At 41.5% G+C, this 17553-nt stretch carries 14 protein-coding genes; 3 read left to right on the top strand and 11 right to left on the bottom strand.

Annotation, left to right across the window (positions count from 1 at the left end; translation table 11 throughout):
* Nucleotides 1-52: 52 nt before the first annotated feature.
* The 8 genes from MSTHT_RS00905 to MSTHT_RS00870 all read right to left on the bottom strand — a co-directional run bounded on the left by MSTHT_RS00905 (nucleotide 53) and on the right by MSTHT_RS00870 (nucleotide 9791).
* Entirely contained in the window at nucleotides 53-1519 is a 1467-nt protein-coding gene (locus tag MSTHT_RS00905; RefSeq protein WP_048166176.1) for an asparagine synthase-related protein, read from the bottom strand.
* A gap of 269 nt (nucleotides 1520-1788) precedes the next feature.
* The gene (locus tag MSTHT_RS00900) at nucleotides 1789-2043 is read right to left on the bottom strand and encodes a hypothetical protein (protein ID WP_048166175.1); all 255 of its coding nucleotides are present in this window, start codon (nucleotides 2041-2043) and stop codon (nucleotides 1789-1791) included.
* A gap of 671 nt (nucleotides 2044-2714) precedes the next feature.
* Nucleotides 2715-3248 (bottom strand): tRNA (cytidine(56)-2'-O)-methyltransferase, encoded by a 534-nt coding sequence (locus MSTHT_RS00895; protein WP_048166174.1) that lies wholly within the window; start codon nucleotides 3246-3248, stop codon nucleotides 2715-2717.
* A 54-nt stretch (nucleotides 3249-3302) separates the two neighbouring features.
* A complete protein-coding gene (locus tag MSTHT_RS00890) occupies nucleotides 3303-4823 on the bottom strand; it encodes an AMP phosphorylase (protein ID WP_048166173.1) in 1521 nt (506 codons plus the stop codon).
* A gap of 551 nt (nucleotides 4824-5374) precedes the next feature.
* Nucleotides 5375-5590, bottom strand: coding sequence for a hypothetical protein (locus MSTHT_RS00885; RefSeq protein ID WP_048166172.1), 216 nt, complete (start codon nucleotides 5588-5590; stop codon nucleotides 5375-5377).
* Nucleotides 5591-6324: 734 nt separating this feature from the next.
* Nucleotides 6325-6549 (bottom strand): hypothetical protein, encoded by a 225-nt coding sequence (locus MSTHT_RS00880; RefSeq protein ID WP_181952217.1) that lies wholly within the window; start codon nucleotides 6547-6549, stop codon nucleotides 6325-6327.
* Between the two features lie 771 nt (nucleotides 6550-7320).
* Nucleotides 7321-8490: an ABC transporter permease gene (locus MSTHT_RS00875; protein ID WP_048166170.1), complete on the bottom strand. Its 1170-nt coding sequence runs from the start codon at nucleotides 8488-8490 to the stop codon at nucleotides 7321-7323.
* 140 nt (nucleotides 8491-8630) lie between these two features.
* Complete coding sequence (locus MSTHT_RS00870; protein WP_048166169.1) at nucleotides 8631-9791, bottom strand: hypothetical protein; 1161 nt, start codon at nucleotides 9789-9791, stop codon at nucleotides 8631-8633.
* A gap of 403 nt (nucleotides 9792-10194) precedes the next feature.
* Here MSTHT_RS00870 and MSTHT_RS00865 point away from each other — a divergent pair, with 403 nt between their 5' ends.
* On the top strand, nucleotides 10195-11652 hold the full coding sequence (locus MSTHT_RS00865) for a cobyric acid synthase (RefSeq protein ID WP_048166168.1): 1458 nt from the start codon (nucleotides 10195-10197) through the stop codon (nucleotides 11650-11652).
* A gap of 671 nt (nucleotides 11653-12323) precedes the next feature.
* On the opposite strand, the gene ala is transcribed toward MSTHT_RS00865, so the two are convergent.
* Complete coding sequence (gene ala / locus MSTHT_RS00860) at nucleotides 12324-13304, bottom strand: alanine dehydrogenase (protein ID WP_048166167.1); 981 nt, start codon at nucleotides 13302-13304, stop codon at nucleotides 12324-12326.
* Between the two features lie 198 nt (nucleotides 13305-13502).
* On the opposite strand from ala, the gene MSTHT_RS00855 reads away from it, so the two are divergent.
* Entirely contained in the window at nucleotides 13503-14228 is a 726-nt protein-coding gene (locus tag MSTHT_RS00855; RefSeq protein ID WP_052721784.1) for a DUF434 domain-containing protein, read from the top strand.
* 114 nt (nucleotides 14229-14342) lie between these two features.
* Here the strand turns inward: MSTHT_RS00855 and MSTHT_RS00850 are convergent, their stop codons facing one another.
* Nucleotides 14343-14732, bottom strand: coding sequence for a hypothetical protein (locus MSTHT_RS00850; RefSeq protein ID WP_231588127.1), 390 nt, complete (start codon nucleotides 14730-14732; stop codon nucleotides 14343-14345).
* 343 nt (nucleotides 14733-15075) lie between these two features.
* Here MSTHT_RS00850 and MSTHT_RS00845 point away from each other — a divergent pair, with 343 nt between their 5' ends.
* Nucleotides 15076-15882 carry a serine/threonine protein phosphatase gene (locus MSTHT_RS00845; RefSeq protein ID WP_048168265.1) on the top strand — a complete coding sequence of 269 codons (807 nt, stop codon included), beginning with the start codon at nucleotides 15076-15078 and terminating at the stop codon, nucleotides 15880-15882.
* Between the two features lie 240 nt (nucleotides 15883-16122).
* Here the strand turns inward: MSTHT_RS00845 and MSTHT_RS00840 are convergent, their stop codons facing one another.
* Nucleotides 16123-17310, bottom strand: coding sequence for a tetratricopeptide repeat protein (locus tag MSTHT_RS00840; protein WP_048166166.1), 1188 nt, complete (start codon nucleotides 17308-17310; stop codon nucleotides 16123-16125).
* Nucleotides 17311-17553: the final 243 nt, after the last annotated feature.

Raw genomic sequence — 17553 nt, 5'->3', positions numbered from 1 at the left:
TTTTTCTTTATCGAAGAAAGAGTTCATATCTTTTTATGAAAAGGAAATTAACTCACTTTGCTATAAAATTGAACCCTTTGTCTGCAGCAACACATTTAAGGTACTTCTCAATATGGTTTCCTTCCTTTTTTGAAAATCCTGCATCCCGGGCAAGCCTGTCGAGCACCTTCTGAACTCCTGTCCCATACTGGATTGCTTTCTTTTCCTTCCAGAGAAGTTCCGGCGGGAGCAAGCTGTCGGCAGCTTTTCTCAGGATGTACTTTCTTATATAGCGGTCACTTCTTTTAAGGACTTTAAGTTCGGGGCGGATTGCAAGCCCTGTTCTTATTACTTCCTTATCCAGGAAAGGTACCCTGAGTTTCACAGAATTAGCTGTGGTGACCATATTGTCTCTCTCAAGGTTTATAGTTGAAATCTGTTTGAGGTCAGAGTAGATCTCCCTGTCAAGAACCTCAAGCCCCTGTTCAAAAAAACCCTCATATCTGCTGTAACCACCAAAGAGCTCGTCTGCGCCCTGCCCCGTAAGAAGAGCTTGTTTTCCATCTTCTTTTACAGTTTTCGCAACAAAATAAAGGGGAAGTCCTATTGCAATTTTCATTGGGTCTGTTGATTCTGTCGAGTATATTATATCAGGGATTGCGGCTTCGATTTCTTCGGGGGAAAGAAGGTGGATTTTGAGGGAATCCAGCATGCCAGCCGCTTCAGCCGCAAACTCAGCCTGAACCAGATCATGAGAATTCGGAAGCCCTACGGCATAAAGTGGAACCGAGGGATCAATCCTTTTTGCAAGAGCCGCTAAAAAAGTACTGTCAATACCTCCTGAAAATGCGATTCCTGTTGTTTTTGTGAGCCTTATCTCCACAGCTTTTTCGAGAGCCGCTTTTAGTCGGAAAGCCGCCTCATGCTCTTCCACAATCCTTTCTTTCGGAGGTTCAATTCCAAGAAATTTCTCCTTAACTTCTCCGCTCCAAACATTGAAACTCATTATGCTGCCAGGAGGGAGAGGCTGTATATTACTTCTTTCACCGCAAAAAGCTTTTCTTTCAGAGGCAAAGAAGATTATTGGCTTTTCTGCCTCTTTCTCCAGGGAATAAAACAGGGATTTGATTCCGACAGGATCTCTGGCGAGCACAAGCTCATTATCAAGGGCATAAGCCAGGGCATAACCTCCGTTTGCGCCAGAAAGTGAGGAAAAGACTGCGTTTATCGGGGAATATCCTTCCTTAATTTTCTTTTCTACCAGAGTAGAGAGCATTTCAATATCAGAATCGCTTTTTATCCCCTGTTCGGTTCCGAGTTCCCTAAAATTGAAAATATCTCCATCGAATATAAGAGCCCCTTTTCCAACCAGTGATTGGGGCATATCGCCTGTAATTTTAAGCAGAATGTTTCCTGTACTCAGTCCTTCGACTTGAGATGTTCCACAAGCATTTGACTCTCTGTGTCCCAGGGCTACAAGCCTTCTTTTTACCTTTTCATTGATATCAGGAGCTCCAGCTGCTCCTGCTATTCCACACATATTTACTCCTTTTTTTCCGTTCTAGTCAGTGTATACACGTGCCCTATCCCTATTTATTGTTTTTTATCGTTTTTTAATTCAATAGAGCACACCAATTGGAATAAGAAAAGCCATGAATTTATGAATTATAAAGTTACGAATTAAAAAGAATAGAATTATAAATAGAATCATAAAGTTATGGATTAAGAAGAGCAAGAAACAGCAAGTTAAGAATATTAAAAGCTGCGATTTAAAAAAGGAAATTCCGTTTTTATTCCCACTTTTTGGCTTCAGATTCTCGCCTTTATCTCTGTCTCATCCGGAGATTCTTCCCTTACGACTTCGATTGCATAGACCGGGTCCCCTTTCAGGGCAGCAAAAGGGTTTATCGCGCTCTTCTCATCCCCTATCCAGATTGAGTTTGCACAGTAAAGACAGCAACAGCGGGTTGGATACAGAACGTTTTCAGGTCTATAGGCGCTGCAGCAGTTACTTCCTCGCAGAACTCCGTATTTACAGAGGACAAGTTGCCTTGTAAGGTGCAACTCCTATTCAAGGCTATCCTGGCTGTACTTCTGGCTATTCGGTTCATTAAAATCCAGAATTTCACCCCATTTATAATATGTAATATATACTTTTAAAACTTCTGGATTTGTATTTTCATAAATAAGTTTGAATATTTATGGTCTGAAATAAGCTTTTTAATAATTTGTTCAATAAAAATAGCCGGATAGGATGCCCATTAAGCGAGAAATCAGACCAAAAGACATTTCTGCCTTTGCATCCCTCTACCGAGCCTTAACGCAATTTCCGGAGAATCGTTATGGGTTCATGCCTAGCATCCCCTTATGGCGGAACAGAAACGGAAAAATCCGGATACTGCTTTAACAGGAGGAATTGTCTGTCTGTAGACATTTAAATCTATATGGAACTTATATTTAACACTTTTCTTATAAATCGTAATAATAAATTAAAATATACTAGATTATATTATTAAATAAGTTATCACTAAAAAATACAGGTAAAAAATGACAACTTGAAGGAAAAGAGCTTAAATAGAATTAAAATATTCATTCTAATCAAGGGGAATATTCTGAAAAATTAAAAACAGATTTCCTGAGAACTTAGACCGAAGTTAAGAAAAATTAAAGGGCTGAGTATTAAAGATAACGAAAATTAATAAAGTAAAAAGATTAGGTTTTATCTTCCCTGCCAGTCAATCATTAGGATTTTCTATAACGTGCTTTCCCCTTTCTGAAGGCACAATTGTCAGTTCAGCATTGGGGAATTCCCTCTCAAGCGGCTCACCATCTGCAATCCTGTCCAAGGTAATAGCAACTGCTGCAACTTCGGAATGGGGCTGGTTTCCAACCGCGACGTTCCAGTCCGCGAGCTGGTAAATTTCTGGAGGGACTTTTTCTGCTCCTACGACAATCATAAGCTTGTCACAGCTTTTAAGCTCGTCAGTGACGCCGGGAAGATTGACTCCGTACATAGAAAGATGGCAGACTTTTCCGCCAGCATCTTTCCATTCCTTGATCTCCTGCTTAAAATTGACGTTATTCTTAACGTAGAAATCCCCACCCCAGCGCCTGACAACGTCCTCAAGCGTCTTTACTATTCCTGGATCGTCTGAGGCGAGGAGCATACCTTCTGCACCGAGCAGACGGGCAGTTAAGCCCACATGGGTGGTAATTCTCTTATCTCTTTCCGGGCGGTGCCCAAGGCGCAGTAAAACAATCCTTTTCATGCTCGTGCTAACACCTTGCAAGGTATTAAAAGATTTCACTGAAAAAAGAGAAGATTACTGGAACCCGTAGGTTCCGGGAACTCTTCTTAGAAGCATGCCCTCAACAACTATCGGATTTGTTCTCTGTGCCGTTGTCAATGCGTTTTCTAACTTGAATTCTTTCTCAGCATAGATCGTGAGGATTGAGTCTCCTTTTCGAACAGCTTCACCCATTTTCTTATGGATAGAGACTCCGGCTCCCTTGTCATTAGGAGCACCTGCAAGCCTGGCTATTTCGATTATCCATTTATTGTCAAATTCGATTACATACCCGTCTGCAGAAGCAAAGATGTCGGCTGTATATTGCCCTACCTGTACATCATCCGATTTTATGTTCGGATCTCCGCCCTGGGTTTCAATGATCTGTTTCATCTTCTCAAGAGCTTTCCCGCTCCGCAGAGTTTCAAGTGCAATTTCCTTTCCGCGATTTCTTGGAGCCGCACCTCCCATTTCTAGAAGAATACCCGCAATTGCGGCACTCTTCTCAATAAGGCTGTTTGGACCTTCCATGCTCTCCAGCACTTTCATAGCCTCCCGTACTTCCAGAGCAGGTCCAACTTTTCTTCCTATAGGCGAGGAGCCGTAGGTAATTGCACACTCGACGTTCATTCCAAGCCTATGCCCGAGATTAATAAGGTCTCTTGAAAGTTTTTGTCCTTCCTGAACAGAGGGGACTTTTGTACTTGGACCTACAGGGATATCAATCACAACATTGTCGGCTCCTATGGCTCCCTTTTTTGCCATAATCGAGGCAAGCATCTGATAGTAAGGGTCAACGGAGAGGGGATATTCAACCCTAATGAGTTTGTCATCAGCAGGTGCAATATTGGTGGCTCCACCCCAGACAAGTGCGCCCCCTACTTTTTCGGTTATTTCCTTGACTTCCTGGGAACTGAATTCAACAGGACAGAGCACCTCCATGAGGTCGGCAGTCCCGCCTGCCCCTGTGATCGCCCTGGAACTTGTTTTCGGAATAAGAAGCCCGTTTGCAGCTACAATGGGGACAACCAGCAAAGAGATCTTATTACCGGGAACTCCTCCTATTGAATGTTTGTCCATTATTGGGTGAGTATCAAATTCAATCGTGTCCCCACTCTCGATCATAGCCCTTGTCAGCCATTCGACCTCGTCATCTGTCATTCCGTGGATATAAGAAGATGTTATAAAAGCGGAGAGCTCGATATCACTGAGATTCTCTTCCACGATATCGTTTACGAGTATTTTGATTTCATCCTGCGTTGCAGGTTTTTTATCCATGAATTTCTTGATTACAGATACAGATTTTGAGCGGTATGCTGGGACAACCTCAACAGGTTTATCCCAGTCCTGAAAGTGCTCATATACTTCGTGAAAAAGTCCCAGCGTACCCGGAGGAACCATATCATCCGTTGTATCCACAATGGCAGAAAGGCTTTGGTGCCCACGGATACGAACCCTATCTCCCGGATTAACCCCCAGTTCCCTTGCATCGGCAACATTTAGCAACACTTTGTGCTGCCCAATCTTTATATTAAAATGTTCAAGCTTCAACTGCATGAGTAAACTCCTTCCGTTTCTTTCTCATTATAATTGTGAATCTGTCACTATGAATTCATTTCCCTGAGCTCCGACTTTATGCCTGTTCTCCATCAGGAAACTAACAGCCCGGTCTGAGAAATTATATACCTGTGATACGTGAAATAATAAATATTAAACTGAGATAACATTAACCTTCATATTATTTTAAGTAAATCCGCAAATACTTTAAGACAGGTAAATAAAAGATAAAAGTTATATAGGAAGATCAATAGGTGTGCCAATATTTGGCTCCCCTACTGTCTGTATCGCATAGAAGTTTTAAAGATCTCAAAAACTCTCAAGAACTTAAACCGACCCTAATAGGGATTTAAGAAATAAATTAAGCTGGAAATTGTACTTCTTTTTTTCAATAATATTATAATTATTATCAATTATTATCGTCCAGTTAATTTGCTGACTTTTTAGCTTAATTTGGCTACAGTTTAGTATCCAGTACATACGTTACTATGCAGTTGCTATAACTATGCAGCTGCTATAATCAATATTAATCAGGTCACTTACTCATCCTGTTATTTACCGTAGTTACGCCTAGATATGGAAACAAGCCCTTTTGCAACCACCAGTGAAATAATTCCTATAAGCGCTGCAGTTAAGAGCACCATAAGCAGGTTTTCCTCGTCAGCAAATCTAAACATTAAAACGAACAAAATAATGTTGAGTACAGCTCCAACAGCCAGCAAGAGTAACGCCGGGCCTTTTAAAGCTTTTCCAGTATCCCTAACCATCGTCCAATCCATCCTGAAGCAGGTCGTCAAATTAAGGTTTAAAGACCTATAATACCAAATTCCCGAATAAACTAATTAAATTTTAGTGAAATAGACTGTTTCCATAGCCGAAACCAGATGCTAAAACTCATGAATAACGTAAATCTGTAGCCAAGCGTAATTGTTTCTGTGATTTATCAAAGAATTGAGGTAATTGCATATAAATCTTAGGTAATTGAAATTCTCAAGTTCAGATAAACCGGGAAACTCAAATTTTGAAAACAGATTGTTTAAAAACAGCAAAAAAATGTACGCGTTAATATTACTAAACTCCATCTTTAATATAATATGCCCATAACTATTGAAAATTACGTTAAAAATTATAAAATTATACTAAAAATTATGAAATCATACTAGAAATTACAAAATTAGCCAAAACTTATACTAAAGATTGTGCTACTAAAAATCATACCAAAAAATATATAAATACTTTAAGCAAGTAGGCTAATATCTAAAATAAATACCTAAATACCTGCTCTAAAGTACGTTGAAAAATCAATATCAAGAGAATGCTGGCAAGATGACAGCTTTCATCTCAACCTGCAAGCTTCCGGTTCTCTTCGGAAGCTTCCGAGGAAGGGGACCTCCCACCTTAGAATTAAATATCCTGTTACTCTCTGGTTAAATGAATTATCATAATAGAGATCTTCTTTGTCAGAAGACATCTACAAAATCGGACTCATTAAAGATCCGTATCAAAGAAATTCAAGACATAACGATACGTAATACTCTCTTGCGATCTTCTTGAGCCATTCAGGCACCAGACAGTATCTGTCAACTATAAGCTCATTCAGGTAGTACAGAGCCTCCTCGGTTTTACAGTCACAGAGCCGCCTAACTGCCGTTCTCCTTCCCCATGCTGATCTTTCATCATCCAGAGCTTCAAGGAAAAGCTGGTATTCTCTACTATTATTTTCCATTACATTATAAATATCTACCAATCAATATAAATATTTGTATTGCACTATGAACTAAAACATGTTAAGTACATCTGCCGTAAATTTTCCTGAGCTTTTTGGAGGTTAAAACCGCTAACAAGTTTGATAAAAAACTGATGAACTACAAGTCTCAAGAGAAACTACAAAATTTTCATGTGAAAAATAATTATTAGGAAAACTGTTATATAAAAAATTAACTAAGTGCTTCTGAAGAATGTGTAAAAACACTGCAAAATATCATACAAAACGAGAAAATAAGAAAATAGAATTCCCATACAGTGATCAGTTGATGAGAATTCTTGCACAAGGTCTTGTTCGCTATGCTCTAGTATGTAAAACAATAGCTAAAAACGATATATAATTAACGGGAATTAAATTTTAAACCCGGAGAGATATTAGTCGGCATTGAAATGTTTAATTAGAGCGATTATTTTAACCATGCTGCTAATTTTTTGCCGGATTAAATTATTTAGGGGGAAAGTGCAAAAAGGGGTGAAGCAGGGAAAAAGAAAGAATACCAGAGTTTGCAAAATCTTTAAAGAATTTTTAACTTAATACTCCCTTGTTCAGATAAAAATATTGCCATAATTGTGCAGATTCACCAGTAAATACTGCCATAATTGTGCAGATTCGCCAGTGAGATTTGAGCTATTTGTGGATAGTTGATTGATTCGCAAACAAGAATTAGCCAGGCTCACTTTATACTTATAATAAGCTCGCAGGTAACAACATAATAACATCATTTTAATGACTTCATCTTGAGCTTATGGCTTTTACTGGATCGAGTTTTGCTGCCTGCTGAGCAGGATATATACCCGCAATTAAATTCAGAAGGAAAACCGCAATTATAATAAATAGAATATCCTGTGCTCTGACTATGACGGGAATTGTGGTAAGTCCCCCATAGAGTTCGGAAGAAGCACCAGGGATTTCATACTGACCTATTGCCAGGGCTACCACTACCCCTGTCAGGGTACCGATAAGAGCTCCTAACAAGCCGAGAATGCCGCTTTGAAGAAGGAAAATTGTCCGGATACTCGAAACTGTGGCACCCATTGCGCGAAGCATACCTATTTGGCGTGTCGCGCCTATAACTGCCAGATTCAATGTGCTGACCACGCCGAAAGAAGCAATTACGACAATGAGGCCGAGCACGACGGTATTAGAGGTGCTCTCAATGGCAATAGTCCTGAGAATTTCGGGATTGGTTTCAGTCCAGCCTCTTGCATTATAGCCTGTTTTTTCGATCTCGGCAGCTACTTCTCTGTCCCTGTTAAAATCCTCAAGCCTTACAGAAAGTCCGTTAATTACATCCGCAACATCATAAAACTCCTGGGCGGTATCCAGGGAAGTATAAGTGAGGGATTCATCCAGAGGAGAGCCAGTATGAAAGATCCCGACAACCCTCAGGGAAAGAGGGCTTGCATTGGGAAAAGACACATCAACGGAATCGCCCAGATTAACCTCAAGTTTATCTGCCAGCCTCGAGCCGATTACTATTGTGTTTCTGGAATATTCAAGTTCCCTGAAATCTCCTTCTACCATATCGGCTTCAATACCACTGATATTGTTTTCCTGTTTAGGAAGTACACCTTTTAGCTCGGCGTTAAGTGAATTTGTCTTGAACCTGAAGGAAGCTTCTCCAGTAAGAAAGGGAGAAACCGTAGAAACACCTTCGATCTTAGATATATCGTCTACCAGAGTCCTGTAAAGATAGATATAATCTTCACCTTCCTTCGGTGAGACTAAGACGTGAGGGAGTTTATCCACTGTAGTGTCGTAGAGTTCGTCCGTGAAACCAACCATAAGCGCCTGGGAAACAGTAAGTATCATAACGGCGAGAGCTATCGCTCCAACCGAAAGAATTGTCTGAAATCTTCTTGCCCGTATCTGCCTTAACGAAATAAAGAGTTCGTAGCGCATTGGTTCACAACTCTACTTCTTAAGTTTCCCTGTCATTCCTATTTTGGAGTTTTCTCAGTTTATGTCGCTTTGAATTTTATATCTCTTTGAACCTGTTTCTTTGAACCTGTTTCTTTGAATCTTATACTTAAATGACAGATTCATCTCCGAGTTTTCCTCAAAAAAACCGACACCAGAATAAGTCCTATAATTCCCGCAACTGAAGAAAACCCGGGAATTCCATCTTCATCATTCTCACCCGGGGTTACTGCCCCGTTGTCAGTATCATTTATCTGACTTACATTTGAAACCGCTGAAAGGTCGGATTCGATTATAGTTTCCCTGCGCTCAATAATGTCGCCATCGTTTCCCAGAAGCTCAATCTCAAGCCTGTAAACTCCTTCCGGAAGCCTCTCATTCCAGGCAACCTCAATTGTTTCATCCTCATTATTCAGGAGCACAGGAATCCTTGCTCGGATAGATTCTATCAGCCCTGAGGTTCTATTTCCTGAATTTTCAGCCAGTCCATATACAGAAAATGTTAGATTTCCCTCAAAGGGCACTTGGGAGCGCCCAAAAACCGTTGCACTGGCTCCGGTTTCATCTTCGTAGATATAGGTAATCTCGGCATCGTCCCTGGCAGTAAACCTTTCGCTTGAACTTATAAATTCCCTCTGAGGAGAATATGTCTGAATTTTGACCCGTCCCACATATTCCTTATTGTTCTCAAGAAGGGTACCCCAGGGAGCGGAAAAGATATCTGGAGCGCTGGTAAGAGATAATTTTTCGGACTTTGTGGAGTAAACAACGTCTGAGCCGCTTATAAGCATGTATTCAATGTCAAAAAGTGAGGCTTCTTTTGGTGAAAGTGCAACACTTATTCCCTGGGAATTAGGGACCAGATCATTGACCTGTAGCTTTGGAGCAGAACTGCTGCCGTAAGCAAAGTTATATTCCAACTCTGAAACAACCTGTCCCCCGTCAAGAAGCCGAGCTCTTACTATATAAGCTCCACGTTCAGGATTGCTGACGTTCCAGAAACCAACCTTTCTAACCTCGACACCTGCAGGAAAACTGCCAAGTAAAAGCACCTGCCTGTCAAGTGTTCTCTCACGCATCCTTTCGGAACTTATAAGGAGTACTTCAAAACTAAGGTTTTCTTCGGGCTGGGTCGAATAAAGAGTAACATCAAAGGATTCAATATCACTATAAAGTTCGGTTACGTGAACCGTGTTATTCTCTCCGGGAGGAGAAACGTCTGCTGCAAATGCTGGAATGGTGGAAAGGATAGATAAAACAAATAAAAAAAGCACGGCTTTCATTGTCTTTTTTCCCCGATTCAATTGTCAGAAAGATTGTTTTGATGTTATTTAAAAGAAATGTAACTTGAGAAAAGATAGTTTTTCGGTTTGGAGAAAAACATAAGCCGATCAGGGATGGAAAATGGGAAAGGAAGCACCAGATTAAAGGCAAAAAATAAGAAAACAAACTTCAGAAGATAAATATCTGAAATCAGTCAGTTTTTAAAGTAAATAAACAAAACCTGCATTGAATCCGAAAGTATTTATTCTTTAGTTGAGGTATATGAGGAGGAATATTGAAAATAAACAAGTTTACTTGATTTGCATCCTCAGGAGAAAACAACAGCCAACTTATTAGAATTACAAACGTAAGTATAAAAATAAGTTTTAAAAATCGGTTTTCGAGCAGAAGGTGTAGTAAAAAATGGAAAAGAAAAGCATCTTGATCCTGGGAACCGCCTCCCACGTTGGGAAAAGTTCAATCGTGACTGCTCTATGCAGGATCCTGTCGAGGGAGTACAGGGTTGCCCCTTTCAAAGCTCAGAACATGAGCCTGAATTCCTGGATCACAAAGGATGGAAAGGAAATCGGAATTGCCCAGGCAATCCAGGCAAAAGCCGCAGGTACCGAGCCCACTGCTGATATGAACCCTGTTCTTCTCAAACCCAAAGGAGACTGCGTATCCCAGGTAATCCTGCTGGGAGAGCCTTATGCTGACAGGAGTGCAGGTCAGTATTATGATTCCATTGCAGAGATGAATGAAGTTCTCGCAGGGGCTCTCGAAAGACTTTACAGGGAACATGATATTATTGTTATGGAAGGGGCTGGAGGAGCTGCAGAGATTAACCTTTATGAAAGGGATATTGTGAATATTGGCACTGCAAGGCTTACGCAGGCTCCCATAATCCTTGTTGGGGATATAGAAAGAGGAGGCGTTTTTGCAAGCCTTTACGGCACTGTTGCACTTCTTCCTGAGGATGTACGGAAAAATGTAAAGGGTTTTATTATCAATAAATTCAGAGGCGACTTGGAAATCCTGAAACCAGGCCTTAAGCAGCTTGAAGAAATGACCGGCATCCCTGTACTTGGAGTCCTTCCTTATTTCAAGCTCAATATTCCCTCGGAAGATTCAGTTTCAATTGAGGATAAAGAAGAAACAAAAAACGAAAAACCGGTAGAAATCGCAGTTATCCGCCTGCCCAGGATTTCGAATTTTACAGACTTCGAACCCCTGGAGAGATCTGCTAAAGTTCGCTATGTGGAAATTGATGAAGATCTCGGAAACCCGGATGCAATCATAATCCCGGGCACAAAGAATACGGTTAATGACCTGCTCGCCCTTAAGGCAAGCGGTATGGCTGAAAAAATTCAAGCCTTCAAGGGAAGAGTCCCGATTTTCGGGATCTGTGGCGGCTACCAGATTCTTGGCAAAATAATTTACGATTCCGGAGTCGAAAACGGAGTTGAAGCGCAATTTGAGGGACTTGGACTTCTGGATATAAGGACAAAGTTCGGAGAATACAAAAAGCGAACGGTTCAGGTTACGAAGAAAGTGAATGCTTATGGTCCCATACTGGCTCCCATCGACGGAGAGGAGATCAAAGGATATGAGATCCATATGGGAATAACCGACTCCTACCGCAATGTCTTCGGGGATGATGGTGCGATTGATGAAGCCGGTCTGGTAATTGGCACCTATCTGCACGGGCTCTTTGACAACAAAAATATAAGAGATGCACTTATGAAATACCTCTATGAGAAAAAAGGGCTTGAGTACAAGCCTGATAATGTCATGACCGAAAACGATGCCTATGAAGAACTTGCAAATATAGTCGAGCAGAATCTTGAAATGGAAAAAATCTACGAGATAATTGGAGTCTAAAAATAGTTTTCACAGTATATGCATTGTATAAATATAAAATATAACAACAACAATCAGGATCTACCAGATGGAAAAACCTGATAAAGCTTATTTTAGAAAAGGAGTGAGCGGTTTCAGGAGAGTATTGGGAATAGTTGGGACAGAAAAAATTATATAATCGGGGAATAGGTACAGTGTTCGCGGAGGGTGTAACCGGCCTCTGGAAACCGCTCAATAATATTGATTTATTGCTAGTTATTTATATATTGTGAATTTGTTCGATTATAATTTCAAATTTTAACATTTATGCTAAAATCCCCCGAAATCTCCTGACCAAAAAGCATGCATAATTCGTTGACTCGCATTGACCTGAAACCGTTGCCTATAACCCGTTTCAAAAAATGCTTGACCGAAACCGTTGCGCCGGTTTATCACCAAACGTTGCGCCGCTTGACCACGCCGTTGATTGGGGTTTTCGCTCAAGCCTTTTGAAAAAAGGCTTGTGATCAAACTTTTCTTAAAGACTTATAGGGTTTGGGAGAAAATAAGCAAAGTTTCTACTCATAATAAGCCCTCTTGAGCGAACGAAGTGAGCGAAAAGGGCACCGTCCTCCCGAGACGGAACTCGGGCGAGACGGGACTCGGGCGAGACGGAACTCGGGGCGCAATTCAGGCGAGACTGTGCCCGAATTTTAGAACATCTTGACCTTCATGCCGAGTCCTTTATTGACAGCCCTCTCATAAACAAGGTGCGCGCTTGCAACATCCTGAATAGCAAGACCAGTTGAGTCGAAAATAGTAATTTCCTCTTCACTTGTCCTGCCTGGTTTCAAGCCAACAATCACCTCGCCAAGCTGGGCATGAATATCATTTTCCGAGATGTAGTGTTTTGAGAGAGGGACATTTACTTCTCCTGAATGGAGGGCTTGGATCATATCGTCCACAATAATCTTGGACCGAATTAAAAGTTCGGGGTCAAGTTCTTCTTTTCCTACAGCATCAGCGCCTATTGCGTTTATATGGGTGCCTTCTTTGATCCACTGAGCCTTTACTATAGGTTTCCGGGTAGGAGTAGTCGTGACGAGAATATCACAATCACAGACCTTCTCAATACTATCTTCATAACGGATTTCACAGGGCGTAATGCCTGCCATCTCCCGGATAAACTGCTCAGAACTTTCTTTTGTCCTTGAGGTGATTCTTACCAGTTCGGGCTCAAAAACCTTGCATAGGGCTTCGAGCTGGGTCTTTGCCTGGTTTCCGGCTCCTACTATGCCTATAATCTTCGAATCCTTTCTTGCAAGATATTTTGCGGCTATCCCGCCTGCAGCTCCTGTCCGGACATCGGTCAGGTAGGTTCCGTCCATAACTGCTATAGGAGTCCCTGTTTCCGGGGAAATGAGGACAATAAGCGCCATTACTGTGGGGAGTCCACGAGCAGGGTTTCCAGGGTGGACGTTTACAATTTTCACGCCAGTAATATTCTCTTCCTCAAGATATGCAGGCATCGTACGCAGGTCTCCGTTATAAGCTGTATAATAGAGATACGATTTGGGAGGCATCTGGACTCTGCCAAGCCCATGCTGCCTGAAAGCCTGTTCCACTACCTGCATATCAGAACTCATATCCATAACGCTTTTTACTTCTTCTTGAGCCAGCCATAATACTTCCATATTATAACCCTCCAGCCTGAACCGTGAGCTGGCTCACAGCTGAAAACCAAGATAAAATTCAACAGATCCGAAACAACCTAAGATACAAACTAACGACCTGAGACCACACATTATCATTTTTATTTGCGCAAATATGTATATATAACATATATCTTCACTCATTTAAAGAACTCCCTTCCTAAAAGGAGACAACCGTTAATGAGAGATATGCATGAAAGTTCAGCTGATTTTTCAGATTCCTGTATAAAAGAGGAAGTGCTCAAAGAAAAATTGCTCAGACCTGCGCGGGATATCAGGAGCATACTCCGGTGGGGTTACCCCAAGTTTTCAACTATCCGATTTGTGGCTGACCATTTTCAGCTCAGCTTGGAAGAAAGGCATATTCTCGCAAGGGTAATTATGCCTCCTGACAGGATCATCTCCAGGATCAACAAGAAAATAGACTGCTCAGAAATAAAAGATAGAAAAATTCTCATTGACGGGTACAATGTTCTCCTTACTGTGGACAGCCTGCTAAAAAAAGAACTCATGTGGTTCTGCGATGACGGGTATATAAGAGACACCAGATACTATTTCAGCAAGGCAAAGCAGGCTGAAGATATTGAGGAAGCTCTTGATGCAGTCCTGGGATTTCTTTCCGAAGCCAGCCCAAAATCAGTTTTTTTTCTTTTTGACGCCCAGATAAGTCGCAGCGGGGAACTTGCAGGTTTCACCCGCCGTAAATTGAAAGAATATAAAATTTCAGGCGAGGCAAAGACCTCAAAAATCGCGGATTTTGAGCTTAAAACCGAAGGAGGAAATCCAGAAAGTAATGTGATTGTAGCAACTTCCGACGGAATTATCATAGATTCGGTCAAAGAGGTGCTGGATATTCCTGCATGCCTGATGGAAAAAATGGGAATTGAACCCATCAGGCTGTATTGATCGGTTACCAGGCACTTCGTTTAAACAGCTCAGCCTGCCTGTATTCTCAGCGAGCACTTCTTTGAATTTGCGTACAGCAATTCCGGACCCACTCAGGCGCCTCTTTCCGTCAATTTAGACTCTGCTTACATGTAAACTGTAGCGCGTTTCTACGTCATATGTACCTTTAAGTTCTTCTTCGGTCAGGATTCCTTTATCAATCAATCTGCTGAGAGTTTTCCTGTCAACCGATTCGACTATATCCCAGAGGTCTTTCTTCATGAGGTAGGGTTTTAACCTGTTGATGCGCCAGAGTTTCCATTCAACCTTCTGCCGCTTGACTTCTACGTTCCCTATTCTCAATACATCGATATCTTTTTCCGCAAGGGCATTGAGGATACGATTTCTCAATTCCTCTCTGCGCTTTTCCAGAATCGAGATTGCAGAGACAATATCATCGTATTCAAGCACAACATCCATAAGATCCATGTCTTCAGGATCCTGTTCATTAATATCAAGTTCCACTATTCTGCCCCCTATGTATAAGTAGAATAAAAACTCCCATGGTTCTTTTTAACTGATTGAATTTTTCAGCTGGTTTTTAATTAACTGGATTTTTAATTAACTGGATTTTTAATTGACCGACATCTAATTATCTGGATTTTTAAGCTTATTAATACTTGATTTTAGACTTTGACATTTATAAGCCTGCCTTTACAAAAGGAAATTGAAAACCTGATAGAGTATATGGTGCTTGAAGAACTTCCCTTGAGGTTTGGAAAACGTTTATTGTGAAAAAATTCCTTTCATATATGGAAGAAAAACTCGGATTTGCCTCCCTGAGAGGCTCTTGAGTAGAGGTGCCCCCGTGGTATCAAAAAAGGTTTCCAGGAAAGTTGCCGCAAAAGAAGAACTGCTTCTCCTTTTACCTGAGATAGACCGCATTTTTGATTCGGAACCAGCTGTGCTTAGAATTGATACTGAGCCGGTAATGATCGTAGGGGATATTCACGGGAATTTACAGGCGCTGGAATACGTAATAGAAAAAAGGGAAGAAATGAATTATAAGAATTTTCTTTTTCTCGGGGATTACGTGGATAGAGGCCCTCAGGGTACCGAGGCTCTTATAAGGCTTTTCCGGATGAAGCTTGAAGACCCGGATCATATCTTCCTGCTAAGGGGAAATCACGAAACTGTGGATATGAACATCTACTATGGTTTTTTTGCAGAGATAGGTTTTGATGAGGAATTTCTCTTTAGAGTGAGCCAGACATATGATAAAATGCCGATAGCGGCTGTACTATCCGGGCACACATTCTGCGTACATGGAGGGATCAATGGGATAGGCAGCATTAATGATATCAGGAAGGAAAAGGCTTTTCCCTATCTCTGGAATGATCCTTCAAACCATCCCGGACTCACCGCTTCGAGGAGAGGCTCAACTGTAAAGGAATTCGGACCTGACATTGTAGATGGATTTTTAAAGACAAACCACCTGAAAAGAATAGTGAGAGGTCATACAGCCCTTGACAAAGGGTACAGGTGGTGGTTTGACGGAAAACTGCTCTCACTTTTTTCCTGCCCGGATTATGTCGGACTTGGGAATGCAGCAGCTTTTGCCCTGTTTGAAAAAGAGGAAATAAAGCTGTTCGTCTTCGGGGATCAGCAGGAATAAGAGAAAGTTTACTCTTATTGAGCCACTAATTTCTAGAAAAAATTCTATCTGTAATATGTATTCTGAAAACTCTACTCGGAATACCCGAGAATCTCGTTTTATACCCTAGGAATAATCAAAGTAAAAAAGAAAATGTCGGGTTGGATGTTATTATAGGGTTGGATGCTATAGGGTTGGATGTTATATAGGCAGGATCGCAGATTCGAAAAGCCTGATGACATAAAGATCCAGACTTTTATCTCAGTCTAGAATTATCCAGGTCTCTGTCATCTTGCTTCCTATATCTGGATCTAGCTGCATAGCCTTCATATATTCCTTTTTGGCTTCGTCAAAGCGACCCATTTTTCTCATAAGAAGGCCGTAGTTGTAGTGAAGGGGAGGATAATACGGATTTAGGGCAAGTGCCTTCTTATATTCGTCCTCGGCTTCGGATAAGCGTCCAATTTCTGAAAGAAGGTTTCCGTAGCTGTAATGTCCTTCTGCACTCTCAGGATCCAGACTGAGCGCTTTCTTGTATTCCATTTCAGCTTCGTACCGCCTCCCAAAACGGGCAAGGAGATTTGCATAATTGGAATGGACTTTTGCATCGTTTTGATCAAGGGCGAGAGCTTCCATGTAGTGAGCCTCAGCTTCTGAGACTCTGCCTTCTCTTGCGAGGAGGTTCCCATAATTAAAAAGAGTTCGCCTGTGCCTGGGGTTGAGAGAGAGAGCCTTTCTGTACTCGACTTCGGCTTCTGAAGAGCGCCCCAGGAAAGAGAGCAGGACTCCATAGTTGTGGTGGAGGCTTGGATCTTCAGGGTCCAGTACTATTGCACGCCTGTACTCCTTTTCCGCATCCCTCAGTCTTCCCAGCTCGAAAAGCAGGTTTGCGTACCCGCCTCGCGCAGGGACATAGTCAGGGTCAACCGTAAGCGCCCTTAAATAGTACTCTTCAGCTTCCCTTACATACCCGCACTCGGTCAGGAGATGTGCGTATCCTGCATTCGCCTTTACATGCTGTGGTGAAGCTTTAAGTACGGTTTCATATTCCTTCTCGGCATCCTCAGTCTTTCCGAGTTCCAAAAGAAGTTCAGCGTAGGCACACCTTACATCTCCGTTCTCTGGACTTTCTTTCAGAGCCTCCAGATAACTTGCCTCCGCCTCAGGGAAAAAGCCCAGAACATGAGCCGCAGTGCCAAGTGCAAAGCAGGCATCCTCACGGAGTTTTCCAGAGGCTCGAGTAAAGCATGCTTTTGCGAAAACATATTCTTCCATGACCATTTTCTGCTGCTTGCAGGCACTGGAAAGATCAAGCAAGATTGTGGGGGAAATGGATTTTCTTTCCGCAAGTTCCAGGGCAAAATTAACTGCAGAGCACAGATTTTTCTGGTAGGATCCAATTATTCCAACAACATTATATACAAAGTCATCAATTGCATCGAAGTCCATACATCCGGCACCTCAGAAAAACCATTTTTTTAGGGGGGTAAGTGAAACTATCTCTGTAACATCCGGACTATATTTAACATTTGATAGAATATATTAGTGAGTGAGTATTGCAAAGTATCTGGTGTATATTATTATTTTATAAATGGTGCGTTAGATTACGAACATAGTATTATACCTATCATATAACAGGCTATCCCTTTTTCTCGCAAAATAAAACAGTTGCCTGCTTAGAGCAACAACACT

Origin of the sequence: Methanosarcina thermophila TM-1, assembly GCF_000969885.1 — an archaeon.
GTDB classification, from domain to species: Archaea; Halobacteriota; Methanosarcinia; order Methanosarcinales; family Methanosarcinaceae; genus Methanosarcina; species Methanosarcina thermophila.
This window is presented reverse-complemented; position numbering and strand designations above follow the sequence as displayed.